We start from the raw sequence: 22,162 nt of genomic DNA, 5'->3' as shown, positions 1-22,162 counted from the left end.
TGATTACTCTGCCAAGAAATTGGATAGAAGCCTCAGACCGTTAGTCTGGCTCTTTTCCGGATGGAACTGTGTACAAAAGATATTTTCATACTCATACGCTGCTACAAAATCTTCGCCGTAGTTGCATAGGGCAGTGCTTCCTGGCCGGTTTTCAACATTTAACCTGAAGGAATGAACAAAGTAGAAATCTACCGGCCGGCCAAACCCAGAGAACAACCTACTGTCTTGTTCGAAGCGCACCTTATTGAAGCCCACATGAGGGACTTTAAGACCTGCCTTTCGAGGTAATCGGGTCACACTACCACTAAAGAAACCAAGCCCTGATCGGCCACCGTCCTCTACGCTATATCCAGCCATCAGTTGCTGGCCGAGACATATACCGAGTATCTTACGGTTCTTGACTAGCACAACTTCCCGCAGCGCGTCTGCCAGCCCCGTTTCCTCTAGCTTGGCCATCGCTTTATAGAATGAACCAACACCTGGCAATATCAAGCTGTCTGCTTTAGCCACATCCGCGGGGTCTCCACTTACAATCGGCTCAACTCCGAGATAGCGCAAGGCACCAAGAACCGAGTGAAGGTTGCCCATGCCATAATCAACGATTAGGTGCACTGCCCCCATAATCAAACCACCTTAAAGAGGGGGCGCCAGCGACCATCCACTTTTTCAAACAATTCTTTATTGGCCCAGCGGTCCAACACCGCGTCAAATTCCTCTGCTGTCATCTCATAGTACTGCAGGTAAGTTTCGATGTATTCTTCAGGATAGTGTCCATCATAAAGGCGTACTAGGTTCACAGCCTGAGAACGATCCATCGCGCCACGACGGATTTCAATCGAGGCGTCTTGATTGGCTCGACCAAAACCAAATTTTAAAAACATTAGATAGGTATGAAGGGCATAGAGAGCCTGGTCGTTCTGAGCAAAATTAGTAAACGTACCAGCGTTGGACCCATCCGCCTCTTGAAGGCCGCAATGCTCCTTAGCAACCAAGTAGTTGCGGTATGGATCCCAGTTCTCAAAATAAGACCAATGAGTAATTTCAATCGGTGTACGCTCTAACTCTTCTTCCGTCGGGAACCTAAAAAAATTCAATTCTGAAGGTAAAATATCAGCCGACTTCTCTATGATCTTCTCGTAGCCACCCTCCAGATAGATCTTCTTCATGTAGGCAACATCATATATCGGGTTTTTATCCGTCTCGGTGGTGCCACCATACTCAACCTCGCCGTCTTCGCCATAGAAGATCAAACCGATACCAAGTCGAGCAGCCAAACGCACTGGGGCAGCCTGCATGGCCGTGAGCCAGCCAAAATATGGAAAACCCATTTCCACAAGGCCCCTCCGATTCAGGATTCTTACCGCCTCATGGGCAACGTTAACGCTCATATGATTATAGCCAGATTCCACAAAATTGCGCAGATTGGTTTCGCCGAGCTCTAATGGAAGGGGGGGCGTAACCGTTACGCAAAGTGGATTCATGCCATATTTATGCTTCAAGTTGTAACTGACATAGGAGCCATCCTTGCCGCCGCTTACAGGCACCAGCACATCGAACTCACCATCATTGCGCCGGTGCTTGTCAAGAAGCGCCTTGAGCTCTTTCTCACGTGCCACCCAGTCCAATGTTTCTTTCTTTTCCATCCACTGGCAGGCGTTGCACCGTCCGCGTTCATCGAAGCAGATGCGTGGGCGCGTGGACATCGCCAGGCAGTTGCTACACCAGTGCACCTGATTGGTTGAAGTATTTGTCATGCTGTTACTCTTGAGTTTTTTCCAGGTTTCTTGAGAGTTCTTGGTTGGCGCGCTCAAGGTCGTCCGGGCGTCCTACATCCAACCAAGGTTCGTGCATTGGATAAGCAACGGTCCGAAGGCTAGCGGCTCGCAGCTTATCAAATAGGGTGGGCATATCACAATGCGAATAGCGTTCCAGATGCCCTAGAGTCTGTGGCGAAAAGGCATAGATACCAGCATTAATGTGACTGCGCGAAATTGGTTTTTCGTCAAAGCCCGTAATATCAACACCTTTCATTCGCACCACACCGAATGGGTTTGTCCACTCGAAAACACGAACCGCCATTACGGCATCTGCATCATGGCGGGTACGAAAGTCAATCATTTGCCCGTAGTCTATATCTGTAAGGACGTCGCCATTAGTGACAATAAAGGGGTGTTCCGGCCTTGGGTCCAGTAGAGACAACGCACCAGCCGTGCCAAGGGGTTGCTCTTCTGTCAAATAGCTTATTTCAACGCCCAAGCTCGACCCGTCACCAAAATGATCACGAATCATCCCACCCAAATAATTTAGCGAGAAAACGAAGCGCACAAACCCCTGACTCTGGGCTCGTTCGACGATATGCTGTAGTATAGGTTTTCCTGCCACTCGCAACATCGGTTTAGGGCAGTTTTCTGTATAGGGTCTTAGTCGGGTGCCTTTGCCACCCGCCATAACTACCATGACGTTTTCACGTTCCGGCGGAGTGTCAAGCTCCTCCCATAAGTGTAGACCAATGGGGCAACCATTGTCATCTACAACAGGAATCTGATGCACTTTGTTTGCAGACATCAACGAGCGCACCAACTTTCGGTCCGTTCCTTCAGGTACAACAAGGGGTGATCTATTGGCTATTTCTCGGACCGAGTCTTCCATCGACAGCCCCCTTAGCAAGCCTCGGCGAAGATCCCCGTCCGTTACTGACCCAAAAAGACGCCCATCTTCACGTACACACAGAACCAGTTGGACCGCGACCTCATTTAGGTTCCGGATGGTTTCGGCCAAGGTTGCGTCAACAGGCAGGATTGCTCTGCGCCAACGATTTTCCAAGTCTACCATTTTGGGGTATCCATATTAGTGGAACGAGAAAATTGAAACATTTTAGTATTCCCTCATAACTCTGCACCTGAAGACGGCAGGTCCACAAACCCTTTCGGTCCAGGGCTCGGTGCCCAATCTTCAATCACTTGCACCGTTCTTGCTGAGGCCCCGCCGTCTCCATATGGATTAACGGCCCCCTTGATAACGGACTGAAAATCAGGGCTATACAGTCGAGAGATGGCATTGTAGATTGCCTTCCGGTTGGCTCTGCAATCAATTACACTTGCTGCACGAAGGCGCCCATCCTGACGAGCGCCTATATTGACTGTCCCTTTACCAAAGGCAGGAGCCTCAATTATACCGCTCGAAGAATTGCCCACAACGCCATCTACTTGTGCTAAGGCAGACAAATACCGTCGCTGCCCAAGCGAAACGTGGGCGCAAGCCCGCTCGGGGTGGGTTGCTACAAAGTCTTCGATCATAGAAAACAAAATGCGACCTTCGGTGTCGGCATTAGGCATAGTGAAAATCAGATGAGCATCTGTATCCTCAAGAGCCGCCAGCAATTCGGACATTTGCGTCCGCGCGCTCTCACCTGTTGCGGTTTCAGGATGGAAGGTAACCATTAGATTCCGACCTCCAAGCGAAAAGCCAAGCGATGCTTCAAGTTCCGCTCGATCCATACGGTCCAATCTGACAATGCTGTCAATACCAAACCCTCCCACATTCCAAACACAGGCGGGCTGCTCACCCATTTGGATGATACGCTGACGATAAGGCTCTGCCGCAGCAAAATGCAGATGCGCCATCTTGGTTATGGCATGCCGAATGGGATCATCGAAAGCACCTTCCGTGATTTCACCACCATGCAGGTGAGCAATTGGTATTCTTGCAATCATTGCTGCACTTGCAGCAGAGAGAATTTCGAACCTGTCCCCCAAAACCACAATCAAGTCGGGTTTGAGTTGTGCATATGCGTCGGCGAACCCCATCAGAGCCAACCCCATTGACTTGGTGATTGCTGTTGCTGTGTCAGAGCTTAGCAACATTTCGACTTTCCAGTCGATTTGATAACCATCGGACTCTATTACTTGCCACGTCGAACCAAATTCTGGGGATAATTGCATGCCCGTTGCGATTATCTGAAGCTCACATGCATCGGACTTATGCAATCCTTCAATGACCCATCGCAAGAGACCATAATCGGCACGAGAACCTGTTATAACGCAAACACGTTTCATAGGGCTATTTCCTCGTCTTCGGAAAAATCGCGCGGCGCTGGTTGGCCCACCACTTCGTCCCAACGCATGGGTGACATCCCCGTGCCCGGTCGCTTGGTCGTCAAATTGTGGTCCGAAAACACCTCACCCTTTTTGATGCGCTTTGCAGCAACTATGGATTTGCGAGCAATGGGCTTGTTCAGGACTTCCGAACAAGTCGGCCGTTTCGTTGCAGTTCCCAGAGCCTCTTCAATACGGCGAACACCTCTTATCATCGTAGCTAGCTCAGAGGGCTCGAGACTTGCCGCATGATCGGGGCCGGGCAATTTACGATCCAAAGTAAAATGCTTTTCTATCACCGTTGCGCCCAAAGCTGTGGCTGCGATAGCAACCTCGATGCCTTCGGTATGATCAGAATAGCCAAAAGCTACACCGAAGGCTTGGCCGATGGTTCGCATAGCGAGGAGATTTACTTCACTGAACGGCGCTGGGTATTCTGTAGTGCAATGCAACAAGGTTATCTTGTCTCGCGATGTTCCTCCTGCTTCCAGAGCCTCAATCGCAGCCTCTATATCGCCCATGGATGCCATACCAGTGGACATAATCACATCCCGCTTAAAGCTCGCTACCCTGCGCAAGTAGGGCAAGTTGGTAATTTCACCAGATGGTATCTTGAACAGTTCCAGTCCTAACCCATTGAGATAGTCAAGGCTTTGAAGATCGAAGCCCGTCGAAAAGAAGCCAATACCAACACTTGCACAATAAGCGATAAGCTCGCGGTGATCAGACTCGCTCAATTCTAACCGCTTCAACATGTCCAACTGGCTGTCCGATTCACCGTCATTGCGAGCCTGATAAATCGCTTTTTGGGCAGCGCGAGAGGCAATTTTTTCAGCTGTGAAGGTTTGGAATTTCACCAAGTCAGCTCCTGCATCAGCGGCAACATTCACAAGCCGTTTTGCATGCTCAATGTCGCCGTTATGATTGACACCGGCTTCAGCGATCACCAGCACATGGTTTCTATCGCTCATTGAACAGCTCTTTCGGTTGTTTGCCTAATGAGGGACGAGGGCGGAATGTCATTGCGGATTACGCACCCCGCCCCAATAATACTGCCAGCACCAATAGTGACGCCGTTTTTCAATATGGCGCCGGATCCGATAAAGCAGCCCTCTTCCACTATTACATCACCGTTAACGCGGGCCCCGGTTGCAATATGACAGTGGTTGCCGATCTTGGCATCATGCTCGACCAAGCTCTGACTATTGAGGATACAGTTAAGCCCTACTGTTGCAGCAGCATTCACTATTGCACCGTGCATAACCAGAGTGCCCTCACCCAAACTAGAATGATGCGACACATAAGCGTTTGGCGAAACGATAACGGGCAATATGGCCCCGGCCCGTGCCACACGCTCGAATGCTCGACACCTTGGCTCCGGAGATTTGATCTGACCTATTGTGACAAAGGCAAACGAATGCGCGGAAACTAAGCCAGCTAAATCGTCGTCCGTACCGATCACGGGATAACCAAGAACGTTATCATAATCAGTAGCGGGCCTTTCGATAATACCGGCGATACTGTAACACCCCTCTTTTTCGATCACGTCAATGGCGGCCTTGCAATGGCCGCCACCACCGATGAGTATCAAACGAGTCATATCAAAGTTCCCGCTAGGTGCGCTGATGATGGCACATTGATTATCCGAGCAGCTAGATCCTCGGTTATAGGCAGGGCGGAGCGCGGAGCATCAGCATAAACTGGCAACGTATGCATTGGTTCCCACACAGGCCGAGCCATTAGGTCTGCATCATTTAGTATTTTAAGTACGACATCTCGCGCCGCTGACACATGTGGGGCCAAAACAAAGGTATTAAGCCAATAGTTAGATTTGGCTCCTTTGGGCTCTACAAAAACCTTTAGATCAGGGTGGCCGGAAAAAGCTTCGATATAGGCCTGCGCCAAACGGCGTTTTTTTTCTAGCCGCGCCTCAAGCTGGGCCAACTGTGCCACGCCTAGAGCAGCATTGAGATTTGGCATGCGATAGTTATAGCCGATATGGTCATGCATAAAGGCCCAAGGGTGGGGCTGCTTAGCTGTTGTTGTCAGGTGTTTCGCAAATCGGGCAAGGCGTTCATCATTGGTGACAATCGCACCGCCGCCTCCGGTAGTCAAAATCTTATTGCCGTTAAAGCTAAGCGCGCCAATCGACGACAGACTGCCACAGGCCCGGCCATCATAGAAGCTGCCAAGAGCTTCAGCAGCGTCTTCTATGACCTGCAGACCAAAGTCTTCCGCGACAGCATTCACACCGTTCATGTTCACCGGGTGGCCAAAAACATGCATCGCTACGATTGCGGTGATCCGTCGGTTGGTGTGCCTGTTGTATAAGTGTCCATTCGCTAGTTTTCCAATCTCTTCAATGTGGCGCCGCAAGGCTATAGGGCAGATGCCTAGAGTCTGTTCCTCAATGTCCACAAAATGGGGGACAGCGCCTAAATGGCTTGCCGCATTGGCCGTAGCGATAAAGGTCAGGCTGGGCATCAACACCTCATCGCCTTTAGCAACCCCAATAGTCCTTAGCGCCACTTCGAGAGCCGCTGTACCATTGACAACGGCGACGCCATAGCGAGCACCGCAGGCTTTAGCAATCTCCCCTTCGAAACGATCCACATATTGACCGACTGATGACACCCAGCCAGACCGGATACAATCTGTCACCAAGGCTTCTTCTTCACCCAGGAATTCAGGTTCATGCAAGGGAACAACTCCTTCAGGAAACCCAAGGAACCGCTTCAACCTGTCCTTAATTTCGCCAGCGAGGGCGGCATGGTCGGTCATGATGGTCTCAGATATTGTATCGGTCGGTTTTATAGCAAGCTAGGTTGGCCGGGTCCTGAAACCAAGCGGCTGTCTCAGCAAGTCCACGAATAAAGCCGTCATGGCCACTAAAGTCTGGCGACCAATCGATTAAGCTCTGGGCCTTTTTCGTACACGCATAAAGCCGCTCGACTTCGCTTGCGGCCGGACGAATTCTGTCGGCGTCCTCTATCACTTCCACTTCAACCCCCATAGCCTCCGCTATCATGGATACGGTATCGCCTATTGAAATTTCGAAATTGCTACCGATATTCGTGACTTCGCCAATGCTATTGGCACTATTCATCGCCTGTACAAAGCCTCGCGCCGTGTCACGGACGAATGTAAAGTCACGAGTCGGGTGTAGTGCGCCAAGTTTGATTGTACGCGATCCGCTGGCAATCTGACCAATGATAGTAGGAATTACAGCACGTGCAGATTGCCGTGGACCATAGGTGTTAAAGGGCCGGAGAACCGACACCGGCATATTAAACGACCGCTGAAATGCAAGTGCCATCTGGTCAGCTCCGACCTTAGATGCAGCATAAGGTGACTGTGCATTGACCGGATGCTCTTCAGTAATGGGTACAAATTGCGCCGTGCCATAAGTTTCTGAGGTGGAGGTGCACACGGTGTGTGTGATGCCATAGCGTCTAGCTGCCTGTAATACATTTAATGTACCAGTGACGTTGGTTTGCACATAAGCATCTGGTGCCTGATAACTAAAAGGTATAGCAATTAGAGCAGCCAAATGCAGAATCTTGTCACAACCCTCAACAGCACCGTCAACCCCATGTGGGTCACGAATATCGCCTGAGATGACTTCAAAATGCCCTGCCACATCGCTCGCTACACTATCGAGCCAGCCCCATGAGTTGAAAGAGTTATAATAAGTGAAAGCGCGAACATCATAGCCATCACGCACCAATGTTTCCACAAGGTGGGATCCTATGAATCCGTCGGCGCCAGTTACCAGTATTTTCTTCTTCATACCACCACATCAAAATTGACAAAGCTTAGAACAACTTACTATAGGGTTTTTGGGCCAAATCAATCCAAGGTTCATTTGATAAGCTTTATCCTTTATTGAAATAAGCTTCTGCAAACTCGATTGCCATTTATGCCACTTGAATAACCCTTTAACCCCAATAGCTCTAAAAGTATAGCTAAGCCCTACTCACAACAACGAAACATCTCGAATATTTTCTATTGTGATTAAATTGGAACTGAAAAAATTGAGATTTGTTCCCAAAAGGCGGCACCAAATACTTCATTTTTCCCAGCATTAAAATCCTGCCGCCCTTGGTCGAGCCTCCCAAGAGAATTTTACAGCGAAACTGAAGCTGGTATTAGCCATCCACACAAGAAAAAGGACACTGAATACAAATTCAGAGAAGATAGAATTTGCTTAGCCCCCAAAAGATCACATTCCACCATTTGCGCTATGATCGATTTGCTCATGCACTAAATATACACCAGCTGCTAAAAGGCCTGTAAATAGATAAGACACACTAGGCACCTGAAACGGAAAATCAATGATAGAATGCAACCCTAGCTGGAGAAATAACGCGCCGATTAGCAACAAAAAAACGCTGTACCTTTGACCCTGAAGCGCACTTTTAAAGAAGTAAACGATGGCGTACATGTAAGCAATAAGAGCGATAGTCGCAATAGGGACACCTGCTGTCACAGCCAATTCTATAACATCACTATGCGCCCTCAAAACGGACACAGGCACAGGACCCGGAAAAACATCTGGACTCCTATACTGAGCAAAGGCATCTGCAAAGGTTCCCAATCCGAACCCTAAGTATGGCCTATCCTGTATAGCCTCTAGAGACCCTTTATATATCTTGAATCGCATGTCGCCCGTATCCAGGCTATCAATTCGCTTAAAAAAATTGTCACCACTGATACTTATTGTTGCTGCTATGCATATGAAAAGGCTTACAACGAAGAAGCTCTTCCTGCGTCTAGCTTTTTTATCCCGAACTAGAAACACCAACCCACCAACCATTGCTAAACACGAAAGTAGGGTTGTTGATCCCCCCCCCCTGGAGCCAGTTAAAAGTAGGGCGGTCAATAGAATGATCCCACTCAGCATCAACGCAGTAACCCTAGAATAATTAGTGGCTAATATCGTCACGAATCTGTGGCCACCTGTGTCAGTTCGCGAGAGCTTTTTTGACATGAACCAAAACGAGTATGCTATGATGCACTGCAATCCGATGCCTGCAAACGCAGCAAAACTGTTTCTATTTACAAAAGTCGATGTCAGGGCACCTATTGAAGCCCACTTTTCGAACCATAATATTGAGTTATCCCCGGATAAGAATACTATCAAACCATATACGCTGTAGCAGGTTATTATTAGTGCAACGACCAGAATAAAGTCCAAAACCTTATTGGGTTTCTCAAAGGCATTCAAAACTAGCAAGAACCATAACAAATGCGATAGTATTAACGTACTTGTCATGATGGTTTGACTCTCAGAAACCGTGAGAGCAAAAAAAACTTGGAGTCCTCCTCCCAGTAAAACCAATACTACCCCAAACAAAGGGAAGTAAAAACTTTTTGGAATCCGACTGAAAACTCCCCTTCGCGACTGCAATACACTGAGGGCAGCAAAAAAGCCAATATATGCTACCCAAAAATATCGCCAAAATGGAGGGGTGCTAGCAAATGGAAGAGGGCTAAGAAATATCAGGAAATAAATTTTCCACACAAGGCTGCTCCCCTGAGTTAGCTTGTTGGAGTTGAGTCAATCCTAGAGCATTAGTGGTGTTACTAAACTAATTCAATCAAACATTCCCGATCGAACTGTATAATGCATTGACCACATCTTCATCTGAACCGAGTTAGTAAAGGTTTCCGGAGAATTAATAATCAATGGGCAAGACCGCAAGGTATCGCATGGAACAGGTAGATAGCACTGTGATCGGTGCGAGGATGGTCGGGATTGCCGCTGCAAGACAGCTAGCTGAGCAAGGCCGAGAATTGATTCTTCTAGATGCAGAGGCAACTTTCGGTGCACAAACATTTTCTCGCAACAGCGAAGTGATCCAAGCTGGTGTCTACTACCCAAAGAACTTCTTGAAAGCTTTTTATTGTATAAGAATTAGTCAAGCTCTCTAAAGCTACTGCAAAAGCCGCCACATTCCTTTTCAGCAGTGCGGCAAGCTGAATGTTGCGACAAATGAATAACAGCACCCGATCCTAGAACAGCTTGTGCATCATGCTAAAGGCGCTAGCGTTGATGACCTAAGACTTTTGTCTATTGAACGAATCAAGGATCTGGAACCTGATATCAAAGCAGTAGCAGGCATTCTTAGCCCCTCCACAGGAATTATCGGCAGCCACACCTTTATGATAACCATGATTAGGGAATTAGAGGCTCTTGGTGGGATCGTTGCTTACCGCTCACCTGCGCTTAGCGGTAGAGCAGAAAATGGTTTAATAACAATGGATACTGGAGGCGAAGGCTCCCTCTCGGTTGCCGCCAGAACTGTTATCAACTGCGGCGGTCTGAATGCCCGCCACATCGCGAATTCCATCTGCGGCACACCTGCGCGGTCCGTTCCAACACCCAACTAGGCAAAGGGAAGTTATTTTGCCTACCAAGACATAATGCCGTTCAGTCACCTTATTTACCCTGTGCCAGAGCCCGGCGGCCTTGGCATCCACCCAACCCTAAATCTGGCATATCGGGCCCGTTTCGGACCGGATGTGGAGTGGAGAGAAAAAGCCGAATTTCGAAGTCAGCCAGCACAAGCTTGAAGCCTTCAACCAGGTCATATGCCGCTATTGGCCGGATGTGGAAAAGGCTCGCCTAGTCCCAGGTTTTGGGGGTGTGCGCACTAAGATATCTGGCCCAGGCGCCCCTGCGGGAGATTTCGTCATTTCCGGACCCGCTGATCAGGGCGTGGACGGCACCTTAAACCTGTTTGGTGTCGAATCCCCTGGCCTAATTTCAGCCCTATCACCAGCCCAAGCCGTGGCCACAATGAGTGGCAAATAGCCAATTTGCAGACCAACGATCAAACAAAAAAGCCACCGGATCGGTGGCTTCTTGTAACTCACTGAATTTTCAGAGAGAAGATGGAGCGGGCGATGAGATTCGAACTCACGACCCCAACCTTGGCAAGGTTGTGCTCTACCCCTGAGCTACGCCCGCTCAATCGCGTATCCGACCGGTCAGGTCGGCGGGGTAACAGGCGGCAATGCCGTCTGCGTGGCGGGATAATAGCCATGAGCATGTCCTTTGCAACACCTTTTTTAAATTTTTTGAAAAATCCTATTAAGCCCATGATTAATATGGAAAATTATGCGATATATCGGGCGAAATTCAACGCTGGTACAGGAACAAACCATGGAATCGCCCCTTCAGGAAGAGGATCTGTTTGCCTTTTTGGACTCGCTCGGCATCAAAACCGAGACTTACCGCCATGCGCCGGTCTTTACCGTTGAAGAGGCCCAGACTGAGCGCGCCCACATGCCTCAGGGCGGCGGCCACTGCAAAAGCCTGTTCGTGCGCGACAAGAAAAAGCGCCGGGCGCTGGTGATGGTCGACGAGAACCGGCGGGTGGACCTGAAAGCGCTGTCCGCCGCCCTGGGCATGGGCCGGCTGTCGTTCGGCAGTCCCGACAGCCTGATGGCCATGCTAGGTGTCATCCCGGGCTCGGTAACGCCTTTTTCGCTGATCAACGCCCAAGTCAAGTCGGGCGAAGAGCCACCCCTACTGGTCGCGCTCGATGCCGCCATGATGGCCAAGGCCCCGCTTTATTATCATCCGCTCCATAACGCCGCGACCACCGCCATTGCGCCGGATGACCTGGTGCGCTTCATCCGCGCCTGTGGCTATGAGCCCGTGACGGTGGACCTGGATCAGGCGCCGCCCATCCAAGCGTCATAGAAATTCCCCATTTCCGGTCTGGCAAAGGCGCGATGAACCGCTTATGGTCGGGACGGAACAATTAGAAATCACCCAATTCCAAGAGTGTTGATTATGGATCAGTTTATGGCAGGCGGCGATGCCGCACAGGCCGGCAATCAGGTGTCTATCAAAGACGGCACCATCGAGACCTTCCGCGACGATGTCATCATGGCATCTCAGGAGAAGCCGGTCATCGTCGATTTCTGGGCGGACTGGTGCGGCCCCTGTAAGCAGCTGATGCCTGCGCTCGAAGCCGCCGTGAAAGCCGCTGGCGGCGCTGTGTCGCTGGTGAAGGTCAATGCCGACCAGAACCAGACCCTGTGCGCCCAGCTGCAGGTCCAAAGCCTGCCGACAGTGCTTGCCTTCTGGCAGGGCCAGCCTGTGGACGGCTTCCAGGGTGCGGTACCACCATCGCAGCTCAAGACCTTCATTGACCGACTGCTGGATATGGCAGGTGGCGGCAATGGCGGCGGTGACCCGCTCGCGGAAGCGCTGGACCACGCCGATGGGGCGCTGGATGAAGGTGAGGCCATGCAGGCGGCGCAGATCTACCAGCAGGTGCTGCAGCATGACCAGACCAACGCCCGGGCGCTCGTGGGTATGGCAGACGCTTCCCATAGGCTGGGACAAGCGGACCAGGCCCAGTCGCTTCTGGAGGCACTGGACGACGAAGCCATGAAAGACCCGAAGGTGGCCGAACGCGCCGCGCGGGTAAAAACCGCGCTTGAGCTTGCCGCCCAGGCCGAAAATGCGGGCGATGTGGCTGAACTTGAAGCCAAGGTCGAGGCCAACCCGCAAGACTATCAGGCGCGTTATGACCTGGCGCTGGCGCATCAGGCCCGCGGCCAGATGGACGCGGCAGCCGAAGCCCTTCTGGGCATCATCATGCGGGACCGCGAATGGAACGAGGATGCCGCGCGCTTGCAGCTGCTGAAGCTGTTTGACGCAGCCGGCCCCACCGATCCTTTCACCCTGAAGTATCGTCGGCGCTTGTCTTCGGTCTTGTTCAGCTAGGGAGCCCATCGTGACGCGTGAGAGCAAAACATTTGAAGCCTTGCCGTCCGTGATCCCTGTGTTCCCCTTGCCCGGCGCTATCCTGCTGCCGGGCAGCAGCCTGCCCCTGAATATTTTCGAGCCGCGCTACCTGCGCATGGTGCGCGCCGCAATCGAGGGTCATAACCTCATCGGCATGATCCAGCCCAAAGGCAACGCCCAGGTAACCGTACCTGAACTCTACGGCGTCGGCTGTGTCGGCAGTATTGCAGATGTGCAGGAAACCGACGACGGCCGCATCCTGATCCGCCTCAAGGGCCTGTCCCGTTTCGAGGTGGCAGAGGAACTGGGCGTCACTACACCCTACCGCCAGGTGCGCGCCAATTGGGAGCCCTTTAAGGCAGACCCCTGGGGCGGCACGGGGGGTGAAGGCAGCGTGAAACGGGACCCGCTTCTGGGCGCGCTGAAGGGCTATCTGGACACCAAGGGCCTGGATGCCGATTTTGACGCCATCGCCTCAGCACCCGATGATATCCTTGTGAATACCCTGTCGATGATCGTGCCGTTGGCGGTGCAGGAAAAGCAGGCGCTTCTGGAAGCCGCCTCTGTGCCGGACCGGTCACAGCTGCTGCAGAACCTGCTTGAAATGGCGTCAGCCGACAGCCATGGTGGCGCAAATCCAAATTCTCCTGACCACCGTTCCCACTGACGTGTTTTGAGGCACCATCATGACCAAAGCATCCCGCAGCACCACAGACCCCAAACTTCTTGAACTGCTTGTCTGCCCCGTCACCCACGCGACGCTGGAGTATGACGAGGCCGCGCAGGAACTGATCAGCCGCAAGGCCGGGCTGGCATTCCCGATCCGCGACGGCATCCCCATCCTTTTGTCGGACGAAGCACGGCAGCTTGAGGACTGAGCCTAGCTTTCGTCCTTGCCTGTCAGCTTGTCCCCAATGGATTTCATCAGGTCGATCGGCATAGGGAAAACCACGGTAGTCGTCTTGTCCGACGCGATATCGTGCAGGGCCGAAAGGTATCTGATCTGCATCGCTTCTGGCGCTTGATGGAGCACTTTGGCCGCCTCCAGGATTTTACCAGCCGCTTGTGCTTCACCTTGGGCTGAAATCACCTTGGCACGCCTGATCCGTTCGGCCTCTGCTTCCTTGGCAATCGCGCGAATCATCGATGGGTCCAGGTCGACATGCTTCAGCTCCACATTGGCCACCTTGATACCCCAGGCGTCAGTCTGTTGGTCCAATATGGTGCGGATATCGTCATTGAGCCGGTCACGTTCGGCCAGCATCTCATCCAACTCATGCTGCCCCAGAACGGACCGTAAAGTCGTCTGCGCCAACTGACTGGTAGCGAATTCGAAATCCTCGACCTCGATAATGGCCCGCCTGGCGTCCACAACCCGGTAATAAACCACCGCATTCACCCTCACCGAGACATTGTCCTTCGAGATCACGTCCTGTTCGGGCACGTCCATCACAATGGTGCGCAGGTCCACCCGCACCATTTTCTGGATCACGGGAATGACCAGGATAAGGCCCGGCCCCTTGACCTTCCAGAAGCGCCCCAGCAGGAAAATCACCCCACGCTCATATTCGCGCAGGATGCGGAACGCAGACATCAGGACAAATAGGCCGAAGATAGCCACGATATAGCCGGAATAAAGTATGTCAGTCATCGGAATCTGCCTCCTTGGCCTGTGATGGATTTGGACTACTGAGGTCGAGTGTCAGCCCCTTGATGGCGTGCACGGTCAGTTTGTCGCCGGGCGCGGCATTTTCAGGCCCGCGGGCGCTCCAGACCTCGCCGTGGGCACGGACAGTGCCTGTGCCGCCGCGCCAGGACAGCACCTCAGCCATTTCGCCCACCAGCGCGTCGTTGCCGCTCACCGCCGGTCGGCGCCAGGCCCGGACGGCAAAGGTCAACACAAACAGGAACAGGCCGGCTGTCAAAAGCGACACTGTGCCGATCAACACAGGTGACAGGCGAAATTCGGGCAGGTCGCTGTCGATCAGCATGATCGACCCGATCACAAAACTGGCGACACCACCGATCCCGAGCGCCCCGAAGGTGGGGACGAAGGCTTCCGCCACCATTAACGCCAGCCCAAGCGCCATCAGCGCCAGCCCGGCATAGTTCACCGGCAGCAGCTGCAGGGCATAAAGCCCGATGATCAGGCACACACCGCCCGCAATACCGGGGGCTGCCAGACCGGGGTTGGAAAATTCGATGATCAGGCCGTAAATGCCCACCATCAGAAGGAGGTAAGCAATGTTCGGGTTGGTGATGAAGGCCAGAAACTCCTCGCGCCAGGTGCGCTCCAGCGTCTCGACGGTCAAATGATCGGTCGCCAGAACCAGGGGCGCCTCTGCCACCTTGATTTCACGGCCGTCGATCTTCCTCATCATGTCGCGCATGTCGGTGGCAACCAGATCGATCACACCGCGTTCAAGGGCTTCGCTGGCGGTCAGGTTGTCCGCCTCGCTGACAAACTTCTCCGCTGGCCCTGCCGGGCGCCCGCGCATTTCGGCGAGTGAGCGCATATAGGCGCGCGCGTCATTCAACACCTTGTCCATCATGTCCGGATGGTCTTCGGCCCCCTCAGTCCCGTCACCCGCAGGCGGACTGCCGGGCGCACCGCCCATCATCACCGGTGTCGCGGACCCAACGTTTGTGCCCGGCGCCATCACCGCCACATGACACGCCAGCAGGATGTAGGCCCCGGCGCTGGCGGCACGCGCGCCAGACGGCGCCACATATCCAACAACCGGCCTGTCTGATGCCAGGATGGTTTTGATGATCTCGCGGGTGGAAGACACCAGCCCGCCGGGCGTATCAATCCGGATAATGATTACATCTGCGTCGCGCTTGGCGGCCTCTTCCATGCCGCGCTGGACATGGTCGGCCATGGCCGGGCCAATGGGGCCATCGATTTCAATAACCAGGGCGTCACCGGCGCGAAGCGGTAGGGACAGGAAGAAAAGGCCAAGCAAAAGGCAGGCAATCCGACGCCAGGGCGTCAGCTTCAGGGATACGCTGGTACACATGTGACCAACAGCATGCATGGGATACCTCTATCCCGAGTAAAACACATTCCCGAGGTTTTGCCCAGTGCAGGCCAGTGCAGGCCAGCGATGCTGCTTACGGAAAGAGCGCTTTCACCGCCGGCTTGGTGACTTTGCCCATGGCGTTCCTCGGCAGCGCATCCACAACCAACAGGGCGCGCGGCAATTTGTAGGCCGACAGCCGGGCCGAAGCCCAGCCCTGCAGGTCTTCGAGCGTGAGGGTCGCGCCCCCGTTCAGGCCGACGGCGACAGCGACCGTTTCGCCCCATTCGGCGTCTTCAAGCCCCACGACGGCGCATTCCGCGATATCCGGGTGTTCCAGAAGGGCGGCTTCGATTTCAAGCGCCGACAGCTTATAGCCGCCCGACTTGATGATATCGACCGACGAACGCCCCATGATGCGGTAGTAACCATTTTCCATCGTGGCGATATCGCCGGTTTTGAACCAGTCGCCTTCGAAGCTTTCCGCCGTCGCCTTTGGGTTATCCCAATATTCATTGAACACCGCCGGGCCCTTGACCCAGATCTCGCCCACCGCGCCTTCGCCCGAGACGACCTTGCCCGCATCATCCACCAGTTGCACGTCCGTGCGCGGCATCGCGAGCCCCACCATGCCAGGGCGGCGCTCGCCACTGTAGGGGTTCGAAAGCGCCATGCCGATTTCGGTCATGCCGTAGCGCTCCAGCAGCACCTGGCCTGTCAGGTCAGACCATTCTTGGTGAATGGACGCGGGCAGCGCGGCGGAGCCTGACACCATCAGGCGCATGGTGTTAAAGCCTTTGATGACGCCATCACGTTTGCTGACATTCTCTGGCGCGCTGAGCCACTTCAGCAGTTTCACATAGATCGTCGGCACCGCCATGAAGAGCGTATAGGCACCTTCCGCCACCCGATCGCATATGGCGTTAGCGTCAAACTTGTCGAACGGCTCAATCGCTGCGCCGGACCACAGGCCGCAGCAGAGAATATTCAAAATGCCGTGCAGGTGATGCATGGGCAGGAAAAGGGGAATGCGGTCATCCGCCTGCCACTGCCAGGCTTCCACGAGCGCCGTCACTTGGGCCTCGATCGACGCGTGGGTCGACACCACGCCCTTGGGCTTGTTGGTGGTGCCACTGGTGAACAGGATCATGGCACGGCGGCTGGGTTTAAGCTCGGGCAGGGGCCCATCGCCTTCGAGAGCGTCAAAATCAAGCACTTCAAGCGCCAAGCGCTCCGGTAGATCACCAAGAACTGCCAGCCTGTCTGCAGCCACGACCACCCGGGCCACGCCCGCGCAGGTCAGCACATGCTCGATCTCCGGCACCGTCGCACCGCCGTTGATCGGTACGGCAATGCCGCCCGCGCGCCAGATGCCCCACTGGGCGGCGGCATAATCAGCCCCGGTGGGCAGCAGGAAAGCAATACGCTCTTCCTCAAGGTCGGCTTTGCCCGCAAGCAGCCCCGCCGCCACTGCCGCAGAGCGCATGAGCAGGTCAGCGTAGCTTACGTCGCCCTCTGGCCCGAAAAAGGCGGTGCGGGACGCGAAACCTTTAGCGCGCGCGATGATCGACAGGTCTGTCACGGCTTAGCCGAAGCTGCGGTCAAGCATGGGGCCCAAAGGCTTGCCGCCAAAGAGGTGGATATGCAGGTGCGGCACTTCCTGGTGCGCGTTCTCGCCTGCGTTCGCCAGCATGCGGTAGCCGGGCTCAACCAGCCCGAGCTCATCCGCCACCTTGCCAACGGCGCGGAAGAATCCCACCATCAGGTCAGCTGGTGCTTCAGCTGAAAAGTCTGCCATGGAGACATACTCCCCCTTGGGGATCACCAGCACATGCACCGGCGCCTGCGGGTTGATGTCATGGAACGCCAGGGCGAACTCGTCCTCATACACCTTGTTGCACGGGATTTCGCCGCGCAGGATTTTCGCGAAAATATTGTTGGTGTCGTAGGCCATGGGACGCTCCGTTCATCTTGTCTTTGCCGTCACTATAGCCCGTGCGCTACCGCCTTCAAGGCCAAAGAAAAACCCGGCCCACAGTTGCGCGTGGCCGGGTTTGACATTCTTGGTTCCAGCAGACGCTATAGAATGAACTTCGACAGATCGTTGTCGGTTTCCAAAAGCTCGCCCATATGCTTGCGCACGAAGGCTTCATCGACGGTGATCTCGCTGCCCGACTTGTCCGACGCGTCGAAGCTGATCTCCTCCAGCACTTTTTCAAGCACCGTATGCAGGCGCCGGGCGCCGATGTTTTCAACCGTCTCATTGAAGTGGGCGGAGATACCTGCGATCTCGTTGATCCCGTCTTCGGTGAAGGTCAGCGTGACCTCCTCCGTGCCCATCAGCGCTGTATATTGGCGGATCAGGCTGTAGTCAGGTTCTTTGAGAATTCGGATGAAATCTTCCTCGGTAAGGGCACTCAGTTCCACCCGGATCGGAAGGCGACCCTGCAGTTCGGGCAACAGGTCTGATGGCTTGGCCAGATGGAAGGCACCCGATGCGATAAACAGAATATGGTCGGTCTTGATCGCACCATGTTTGGTGGACACGGTCGTGCCCTCAATCAGCGGCAGCAGATCGCGCTGCACGCCTTCGCGGCTGACGTCCCCGCCACGCGCGTCCTGGCGGGCACAGATCTTGTCCACTTCATCCAGGAACACAATGCCGTGGTTTTCCACCAGATGGATCGCCTCGCGCGTGATGCTTTCGTCATCCACCAGCTTGTCGGCCTCTTCCCCGATCAGCACGTCATAGGCATCCTTGACCTTCAGGCGCTTCTTGACCTTGCGGCCGCCCATGGCCTTGCCGAACATGTCGCCCAGATTGAGCATGCCCACGCTGGCGCCCGGCATGCCGGGAATGTCCATCTGCGGGAACGGACTTGAAGTGTCCTCGACCTCAAGCTCGACTTCCTTGTCGGCCAGTTCGCCTTCCCGCAGCATCTTGCGGAACTTCTGGCGCGTGGCCTCAGACGCGCCGGGGCCCACAAGGCCGTCCAGCACGCGCTCTTCGGCCTGCACTTCAGCCTTGGCCTTGACTTCCTTGCGCTTCTTTTCGCGCATCATCAGGATCGCGTTCTCGATCAGGTCCCGGATAATCTGTTCGACATCGCGGCCCACATAGCCGACTTCCGTGAATTTGGTAGCCTCAACCTTGATGAAGGGCGCTTCGGCAAGCTTGGCGAGCCGACGCGAGATTTCGGTTTTACCGACACCCGTTGGCCCGACCATCAGGATGTTTTTGGGCAGCACCTCGTCGCGCATCTGGCCATCAAGCTGCTGGCGACGCCAGCGATTCCGAAGCGCCACAGCGACAGCGCGCTTGGCATCCTTCTGGCCGATGATGTAGCGGTCGAGCTCCGAGACAATCTCGCGCGGGGAAAAACTGGTCATAGGGGTACTCCTGACTATTCTTTTTCAGCCTTGGGGTCGGCCGATTGGGCGGCGTCCATCGCTTCAACAACAACATTCTCGTTGGTATAGACGCAGATATCGGCGGCGATTTTCATGGCCTTGCGGGCAACCTCTTCAGCCGACAGCGGCTGATCATAGAGCGCGCGGGCTGCCGCCAGCGCATAATTGCCGCCGGACCCGATGGCCACCACGCCGTGCTCAGGCTCCAGCACGTCACCGTTACCGGTAACCACCAACGATGTTGCCTCATCCACCACAATCATCATGGCCTGTAGCTGGCGGAGGTATTTATCCGTGCGCCAGTCTTTCGCGAGCTCAACACACGCGCGGGCCAGATGGCCGGGGTGGCGCTCAAGCTTGGCCTCAAGCCGCTCGAACAGGGTGAAGGCGTCCGCGGTCGCACCCGCGAACCCGGCAATCACCTTGCCGCCCGCCAGGTGGCGCACCTTGCGCGCGTTCGCTTTCATCACCGTATCGCCAACGGATACCTGGCCGTCGCCTGCGATCACCACCTTGCCGTCCTTGCGGACTGAGCAGATGGTCGTGGCGTGCCATGTGGGGAGTTCACTGTTGAACTGTGTCATGTGGGACGATGTCCTTTTTTATTATCTGGTTCGGCTTGGATATATGGTCTGGAAGGCGCCTATACAAGGAGGCCCTTATCCAGCAACCGGTTCACTTGTTGAAATCAGGCGCCAGCGTTGTCCTTCCGGTACAGCTTCCCGAGATTTGACAGGAACCAGTTCAAGGACCCAATCATGGGCGATGAACATCTTGTCGCCCCCCTTGTTCCTGAATCTGTAGCGCTCGGTCAAATCCAAAAGATTGAAGGCCGCATAACCTTTTTTGGCCATCGCCTTTTTTGCATAACTCAAAAGCGCAGCCTCCAGCCTGTTTCGGCTTTGGGGATTTTTTTCTTCCAGTTCAATTCGGTAGACGCCGTTCTTTTTTTGCTTGGTTTCAAAATCCGGCTTCAGGCTTTTTCCCGCGCCAGCGTACCGTTCACGTGGAGGCGAGGCGAGCTGTGCAAGCAGGTTCTTTTCCCATTCACCGAAACGCCGCGAAACACTGAAAACCGTTCGGTCGATTTTCTGGCGCAGCCTGTCAGCTTCGTCTGCCCGATCTTTTTCCTCTGCTACGGCTAGCTCAAGTTCAAGGCACAGCCTGTCCCGACACAGAAGGTACATGTCCTCAACCAAGGCGACCGCGGCTTTTCTGTCGCCCTTCTTAAGCTCAATAATCGCCCGAAGTTTTGCCGCTTCCTTGACATTGTCGAACCTGCGAAGCGGATACACCCGGTGCGACGTTATCACTGGATTGTCTGCAAAAGCCTTGTTGAGCAGGAACTGGCGCTGATCACCGGTTTTGTCCTCTTCCGTCATATCCAGCACCATCAGGGCCTGATCAAAATTTCCCAGCCGCACCTGCAGGCGCACATATTCAAGGAAAGCCGTTGTGCGCAGGTGGTTCTTGTCCGCAATCTCAAGGGCTGCGACCAAGGCTGCATTGGCTTCCTCCAACCGCTCATTGCTGGCATGCAACATGGACATGGAGAGAAACTCACTGGCTGACGGGCGCAAGCGAAGCGAACGGCGGGAAGCGATAAGGGCACTCTCGAAATCATCCACCAGGTAGGCCATATTCATGTAAAGACGATGAGCCTGATACATGTCTGGATGTTCATCGGAAAAGTACCGCGCCGCCTGATACGCAGCGTCATCTTCGCCGCGGATTTTCATCTGCAATATCTGGAGAACTTCGAGGACAGCATGTTCCCGAACGCCCTGGCTACCCGATATAGGTGGCACAGCCTGCTTTGCGGCATCAATCATGGCTGCCATCTGGTCATAATTCTGGCCATAGAAAGCCAGCTTGGCCTGTTCCACATAGATATAGAACAGTTCCTCGTCCGATACATTGGCGCGTTGAGCGTCCAAAACATCCTGGCAGGCGCCAAACACCTCCAGTGCTTGTGCCTTGCTGAATTTTTCCCGACTGTCAAAAATGCTCGGCAGGCAAGCCTGCAAAGCCGGGTCTTCGGCACTTCTCACCAGACCCTGCGCCTGTACAGCTGAAGAAAAAACACACACGGCTACCAAAAACCAGATTGTCCTGACCATCTTTTCCCCCATCAAAGTCACTCAATATTGTCTTTTGTTTCAAAAGAAATTGTTCGCCATAAAGCCAGAATATGCTTAATAGCAGGGCTATCAATGATTTTGGGGTCTTTTTTGACACCTTTAGCGCTTAATCAGGAGTGACGCATGCGCACCGCGACATATGAACGGAAAACCAAAGAGACGGAAATCTCCGTCGAGCTGAACTTGGACGGTACCGGTGTGTACGACGTCCATACCGGCATTGGTTTCCTTGATCATATGCTCGAGCAGCTCAGCCGACATTCCCTGATGGACCTGACGCTCAGGGCCAAGGGCGACCTGCACATTGACGGCCACCACACCACGGAAGACTGCGGCATCGTGATCGGCACCGCGATCAAGCGCGCGCTTGGCGACATGACGGGCATCACCCGCTATGCCAACGCCTATATCCCGATGGATGAGACGCTTACGCGCGCTGCCATGGATATTTCCGGCCGCCCGTTCCTGGTGTGGAACGTGGATTTCCCGCGCGAAAAGATCGGCGACATGGACACGGAGCTTTTTGAAGAGTTCTTCCGCGCCTTCGCCTTTGGTGCGGGCATGACGCTGCATGTGGAAAATCTCTACGGCACCAACAGCCACCATATTATCGAGAGCTGTTTCAAAGCCGTTGCCCGCGCCCTGCGCACGGCGACAGAGACTGACCCAAGGAAAGCCGATGCCGTCCCGTCCACCAAGGGTACGCTGGGCGGCAGCCTCTAACAACCA

General features: G+C 54.1%; 23 protein-coding genes and 1 tRNA gene. 7 read left to right on the top strand and 17 right to left on the bottom strand.

The genetic code is table 11. The annotated features are described in order from the left end of the window. Window positions 1-3: 3 nt before the first annotated feature. The 9 genes from hisH to B3Z17_RS08555 all read right to left on the bottom strand — a co-directional run bounded on the left by hisH (window position 4) and on the right by B3Z17_RS08555 (window position 9,618). Window positions 4-621 (bottom strand): imidazole glycerol phosphate synthase subunit HisH, encoded by a 618-nt coding sequence (hisH, locus tag B3Z17_RS08595; protein WP_286829429.1) that lies wholly within the window; start codon window positions 619-621, stop codon window positions 4-6. Between the two features lie 2 nt (window positions 622-623). Further along, on the bottom strand, window positions 624-1,754 hold the full coding sequence (locus B3Z17_RS08590; protein WP_286829428.1) for an N-acetyl sugar amidotransferase: 1,131 nt from the start codon (window positions 1,752-1,754) through the stop codon (window positions 624-626). A 4-nt stretch (window positions 1,755-1,758) separates the two neighbouring features. Further along, the gene (locus B3Z17_RS08585; protein WP_349680299.1) at window positions 1,759-2,832 is read right to left on the bottom strand and encodes a nucleotidyltransferase family protein; all 1,074 of its coding nucleotides are present in this window, start codon (window positions 2,830-2,832) and stop codon (window positions 1,759-1,761) included. Between the two features lie 53 nt (window positions 2,833-2,885). Next, window positions 2,886-4,055 carry a UDP-N-acetylglucosamine 2-epimerase gene (neuC, locus tag B3Z17_RS08580; RefSeq protein WP_286829426.1) on the bottom strand — a complete coding sequence of 390 codons (1,170 nt, stop codon included), beginning with the start codon at window positions 4,053-4,055 and terminating at the stop codon, window positions 2,886-2,888. Continuing rightward, the gene (gene neuB, locus B3Z17_RS08575; RefSeq protein WP_286829425.1) at window positions 4,052-5,065 is read right to left on the bottom strand and encodes an N-acetylneuraminate synthase; all 1,014 of its coding nucleotides are present in this window, start codon (window positions 5,063-5,065) and stop codon (window positions 4,052-4,054) included. Before neuB ends, neuC begins: the two co-directional genes overlap by 4 nt. Then, window positions 5,062-5,694 carry an acetyltransferase gene (locus B3Z17_RS08570; protein WP_286829424.1) on the bottom strand — a complete coding sequence of 211 codons (633 nt, stop codon included), beginning with the start codon at window positions 5,692-5,694 and terminating at the stop codon, window positions 5,062-5,064. Before B3Z17_RS08570 ends, neuB begins: the two co-directional genes overlap by 4 nt. Continuing rightward, a complete protein-coding gene (locus tag B3Z17_RS08565; RefSeq protein ID WP_286829423.1) occupies window positions 5,691-6,875 on the bottom strand; it encodes a LegC family aminotransferase in 1,185 nt (394 codons plus the stop codon). Before B3Z17_RS08565 ends, B3Z17_RS08570 begins: the two co-directional genes overlap by 4 nt. Window positions 6,876-6,882: 7 nt before the next feature. After that, entirely contained in the window at window positions 6,883-7,884 is a 1,002-nt protein-coding gene (locus B3Z17_RS08560; protein ID WP_286829422.1) for an NAD-dependent 4,6-dehydratase LegB, read from the bottom strand. A 432-nt stretch (window positions 7,885-8,316) separates the two neighbouring features. Further along, on the bottom strand, window positions 8,317-9,618 hold the full coding sequence (locus B3Z17_RS08555) for an O-antigen ligase family protein (RefSeq protein ID WP_286829421.1): 1,302 nt from the start codon (window positions 9,616-9,618) through the stop codon (window positions 8,317-8,319). A gap of 188 nt (window positions 9,619-9,806) precedes the next feature. Between B3Z17_RS08555 and B3Z17_RS19620 the strand changes: the two genes are divergently transcribed. Together B3Z17_RS19620 and B3Z17_RS19615 are read left to right on the top strand one after the other, a co-directional pair. Next, window positions 9,807-10,028 (top strand): FAD-dependent oxidoreductase, encoded by a 222-nt coding sequence (locus B3Z17_RS19620; protein WP_333697955.1) that lies wholly within the window; start codon window positions 9,807-9,809, stop codon window positions 10,026-10,028. Window positions 10,029-10,163: 135 nt separating this feature from the next. Then, on the top strand, window positions 10,164-10,487 hold the full coding sequence (locus tag B3Z17_RS19615) for an FAD-dependent oxidoreductase (RefSeq protein ID WP_414672768.1): 324 nt from the start codon (window positions 10,164-10,166) through the stop codon (window positions 10,485-10,487). 505 nt (window positions 10,488-10,992) lie between these two features. Here the strand turns inward: B3Z17_RS19615 and B3Z17_RS08545 are convergent. Next, window positions 10,993-11,067: transfer RNA gene (locus tag B3Z17_RS08545), tRNA-Gly, on the bottom strand. A 195-nt stretch (window positions 11,068-11,262) separates the two neighbouring features. Between B3Z17_RS08545 and B3Z17_RS08540 the strand changes: the two genes are divergently transcribed. The 4 genes from B3Z17_RS08540 to B3Z17_RS08525 all read left to right on the top strand — a co-directional run bounded on the left by B3Z17_RS08540 (window position 11,263) and on the right by B3Z17_RS08525 (window position 13,739). Beyond that, the gene (locus B3Z17_RS08540; protein ID WP_286829420.1) at window positions 11,263-11,805 is read left to right on the top strand and encodes a prolyl-tRNA synthetase associated domain-containing protein; all 543 of its coding nucleotides are present in this window, start codon (window positions 11,263-11,265) and stop codon (window positions 11,803-11,805) included. Window positions 11,806-11,889: 84 nt separating this feature from the next. After that, window positions 11,890-12,840, top strand: coding sequence for a thioredoxin (gene trxA / locus B3Z17_RS08535; protein ID WP_414672767.1), 951 nt, complete (start codon window positions 11,890-11,892; stop codon window positions 12,838-12,840). A gap of 10 nt (window positions 12,841-12,850) precedes the next feature. Further along, complete coding sequence (locus tag B3Z17_RS08530) at window positions 12,851-13,528, top strand: LON peptidase substrate-binding domain-containing protein (protein WP_286829418.1); 678 nt, start codon at window positions 12,851-12,853, stop codon at window positions 13,526-13,528. Window positions 13,529-13,547: 19 nt separating this feature from the next. Next, the gene (locus B3Z17_RS08525; protein ID WP_286829417.1) at window positions 13,548-13,739 is read left to right on the top strand and encodes a Trm112 family protein; all 192 of its coding nucleotides are present in this window, start codon (window positions 13,548-13,550) and stop codon (window positions 13,737-13,739) included. 2 nt (window positions 13,740-13,741) lie between these two features. On the opposite strand, the gene B3Z17_RS08520 is transcribed toward B3Z17_RS08525, so the two are convergent. The 7 genes from B3Z17_RS08520 to B3Z17_RS08490 form a co-directional block, all read right to left on the bottom strand. Further along, window positions 13,742-14,512, bottom strand: a complete 771-nt coding sequence (locus tag B3Z17_RS08520) for a slipin family protein (RefSeq protein ID WP_286829416.1) — start codon at window positions 14,510-14,512, stop codon at window positions 13,742-13,744. After that, complete coding sequence (locus B3Z17_RS08515) at window positions 14,505-15,899, bottom strand: NfeD family protein (RefSeq protein ID WP_286829415.1); 1,395 nt, start codon at window positions 15,897-15,899, stop codon at window positions 14,505-14,507. Before B3Z17_RS08515 ends, B3Z17_RS08520 begins: the two co-directional genes overlap by 8 nt. Window positions 15,900-15,975: 76 nt before the next feature. Further along, window positions 15,976-17,463, bottom strand: a complete 1,488-nt coding sequence (locus tag B3Z17_RS08510; RefSeq protein WP_286829414.1) for an acyl-CoA synthetase — start codon at window positions 17,461-17,463, stop codon at window positions 15,976-15,978. Between the two features lie 3 nt (window positions 17,464-17,466). Then, on the bottom strand, window positions 17,467-17,835 hold the full coding sequence (locus B3Z17_RS08505) for a histidine triad nucleotide-binding protein (protein ID WP_286829413.1): 369 nt from the start codon (window positions 17,833-17,835) through the stop codon (window positions 17,467-17,469). 125 nt (window positions 17,836-17,960) lie between these two features. Further along, window positions 17,961-19,271, bottom strand: coding sequence for an ATP-dependent protease ATPase subunit HslU (gene hslU / locus B3Z17_RS08500; protein WP_286829412.1), 1,311 nt, complete (start codon window positions 19,269-19,271; stop codon window positions 17,961-17,963). 14 nt (window positions 19,272-19,285) lie between these two features. After that, entirely contained in the window at window positions 19,286-19,876 is a 591-nt protein-coding gene (gene hslV, locus B3Z17_RS08495) for an ATP-dependent protease subunit HslV (RefSeq protein WP_286829411.1), read from the bottom strand. A gap of 75 nt (window positions 19,877-19,951) precedes the next feature. Beyond that, window positions 19,952-21,343 carry a hypothetical protein gene (locus B3Z17_RS08490; RefSeq protein WP_286829410.1) on the bottom strand — a complete coding sequence of 464 codons (1,392 nt, stop codon included), beginning with the start codon at window positions 21,341-21,343 and terminating at the stop codon, window positions 19,952-19,954. 213 nt (window positions 21,344-21,556) lie between these two features. Here B3Z17_RS08490 and hisB point away from each other — a divergent pair, with 213 nt between their 5' ends. Beyond that, window positions 21,557-22,156, top strand: coding sequence for an imidazoleglycerol-phosphate dehydratase HisB (gene hisB, locus B3Z17_RS08485; RefSeq protein ID WP_286829409.1), 600 nt, complete (start codon window positions 21,557-21,559; stop codon window positions 22,154-22,156). Window positions 22,157-22,162: the final 6 nt, after the last annotated feature.

Source organism: Kordiimonas sp. UBA4487 (assembly GCF_002389025.1).
Classification (GTDB): Bacteria; Pseudomonadota; Alphaproteobacteria; order Sphingomonadales; family Kordiimonadaceae; genus Kordiimonas; species Kordiimonas lacus.
Note: the sequence above shows the minus strand (reverse complement) of the source record. Positions and strands in the feature narration are given on the sequence as shown.

Excerpts from the sequence above, each read along its gene's own strand:
- hisH (WP_286829429.1), bottom strand. The coding sequence starts at position 621 with ATGGGGGCAGTGCACCTAATCGTTGATTATGGCATGGGCAACCTTCAC.
- B3Z17_RS08590 (WP_286829428.1), bottom strand. The coding sequence starts at position 1,754 with ATGACAAATACTTCAACCAATCAGGTGCACTGGTGTAGCAACTGCCTG.
- B3Z17_RS08585 (WP_349680299.1), bottom strand. The coding sequence starts at position 2,832 with ATGGTAGACTTGGAAAATCGTTGGCGCAGAGCAATCCTGCCTGTTGAC.
- neuC (WP_286829426.1), bottom strand. The coding sequence starts at position 4,055 with ATGAAACGTGTTTGCGTTATAACAGGTTCTCGTGCCGATTATGGTCTC.
- neuB (WP_286829425.1), bottom strand. The coding sequence starts at position 5,065 with ATGAGCGATAGAAACCATGTGCTGGTGATCGCTGAAGCCGGTGTCAAT.
- B3Z17_RS08570 (WP_286829424.1), bottom strand. The coding sequence starts at position 5,694 with ATGACTCGTTTGATACTCATCGGTGGTGGCGGCCATTGCAAGGCCGCC.
- B3Z17_RS08565 (WP_286829423.1), bottom strand. The coding sequence starts at position 6,875 with ATGACCGACCATGCCGCCCTCGCTGGCGAAATTAAGGACAGGTTGAAG.
- B3Z17_RS08560 (WP_286829422.1), bottom strand. The coding sequence starts at position 7,884 with ATGAAGAAGAAAATACTGGTAACTGGCGCCGACGGATTCATAGGATCC.
- B3Z17_RS19620 (WP_333697955.1), top strand. The coding sequence starts at position 9,807 with ATGGAACAGGTAGATAGCACTGTGATCGGTGCGAGGATGGTCGGGATT.
- B3Z17_RS08540 (WP_286829420.1), top strand. The coding sequence starts at position 11,263 with ATGGAATCGCCCCTTCAGGAAGAGGATCTGTTTGCCTTTTTGGACTCG.
- B3Z17_RS08525 (WP_286829417.1), top strand. The coding sequence starts at position 13,548 with ATGACCAAAGCATCCCGCAGCACCACAGACCCCAAACTTCTTGAACTG.
- B3Z17_RS08520 (WP_286829416.1), bottom strand. The coding sequence starts at position 14,512 with ATGACTGACATACTTTATTCCGGCTATATCGTGGCTATCTTCGGCCTA.
- B3Z17_RS08515 (WP_286829415.1), bottom strand. The coding sequence starts at position 15,899 with ATGCATGCTGTTGGTCACATGTGTACCAGCGTATCCCTGAAGCTGACG.
- B3Z17_RS08505 (WP_286829413.1), bottom strand. The coding sequence starts at position 17,835 with ATGGCCTACGACACCAACAATATTTTCGCGAAAATCCTGCGCGGCGAA.
- hslU (WP_286829412.1), bottom strand. The coding sequence starts at position 19,271 with ATGACCAGTTTTTCCCCGCGCGAGATTGTCTCGGAGCTCGACCGCTAC.
- hslV (WP_286829411.1), bottom strand. The coding sequence starts at position 19,876 with ATGACACAGTTCAACAGTGAACTCCCCACATGGCACGCCACGACCATC.
- hisB (WP_286829409.1), top strand. The coding sequence starts at position 21,557 with ATGCGCACCGCGACATATGAACGGAAAACCAAAGAGACGGAAATCTCC.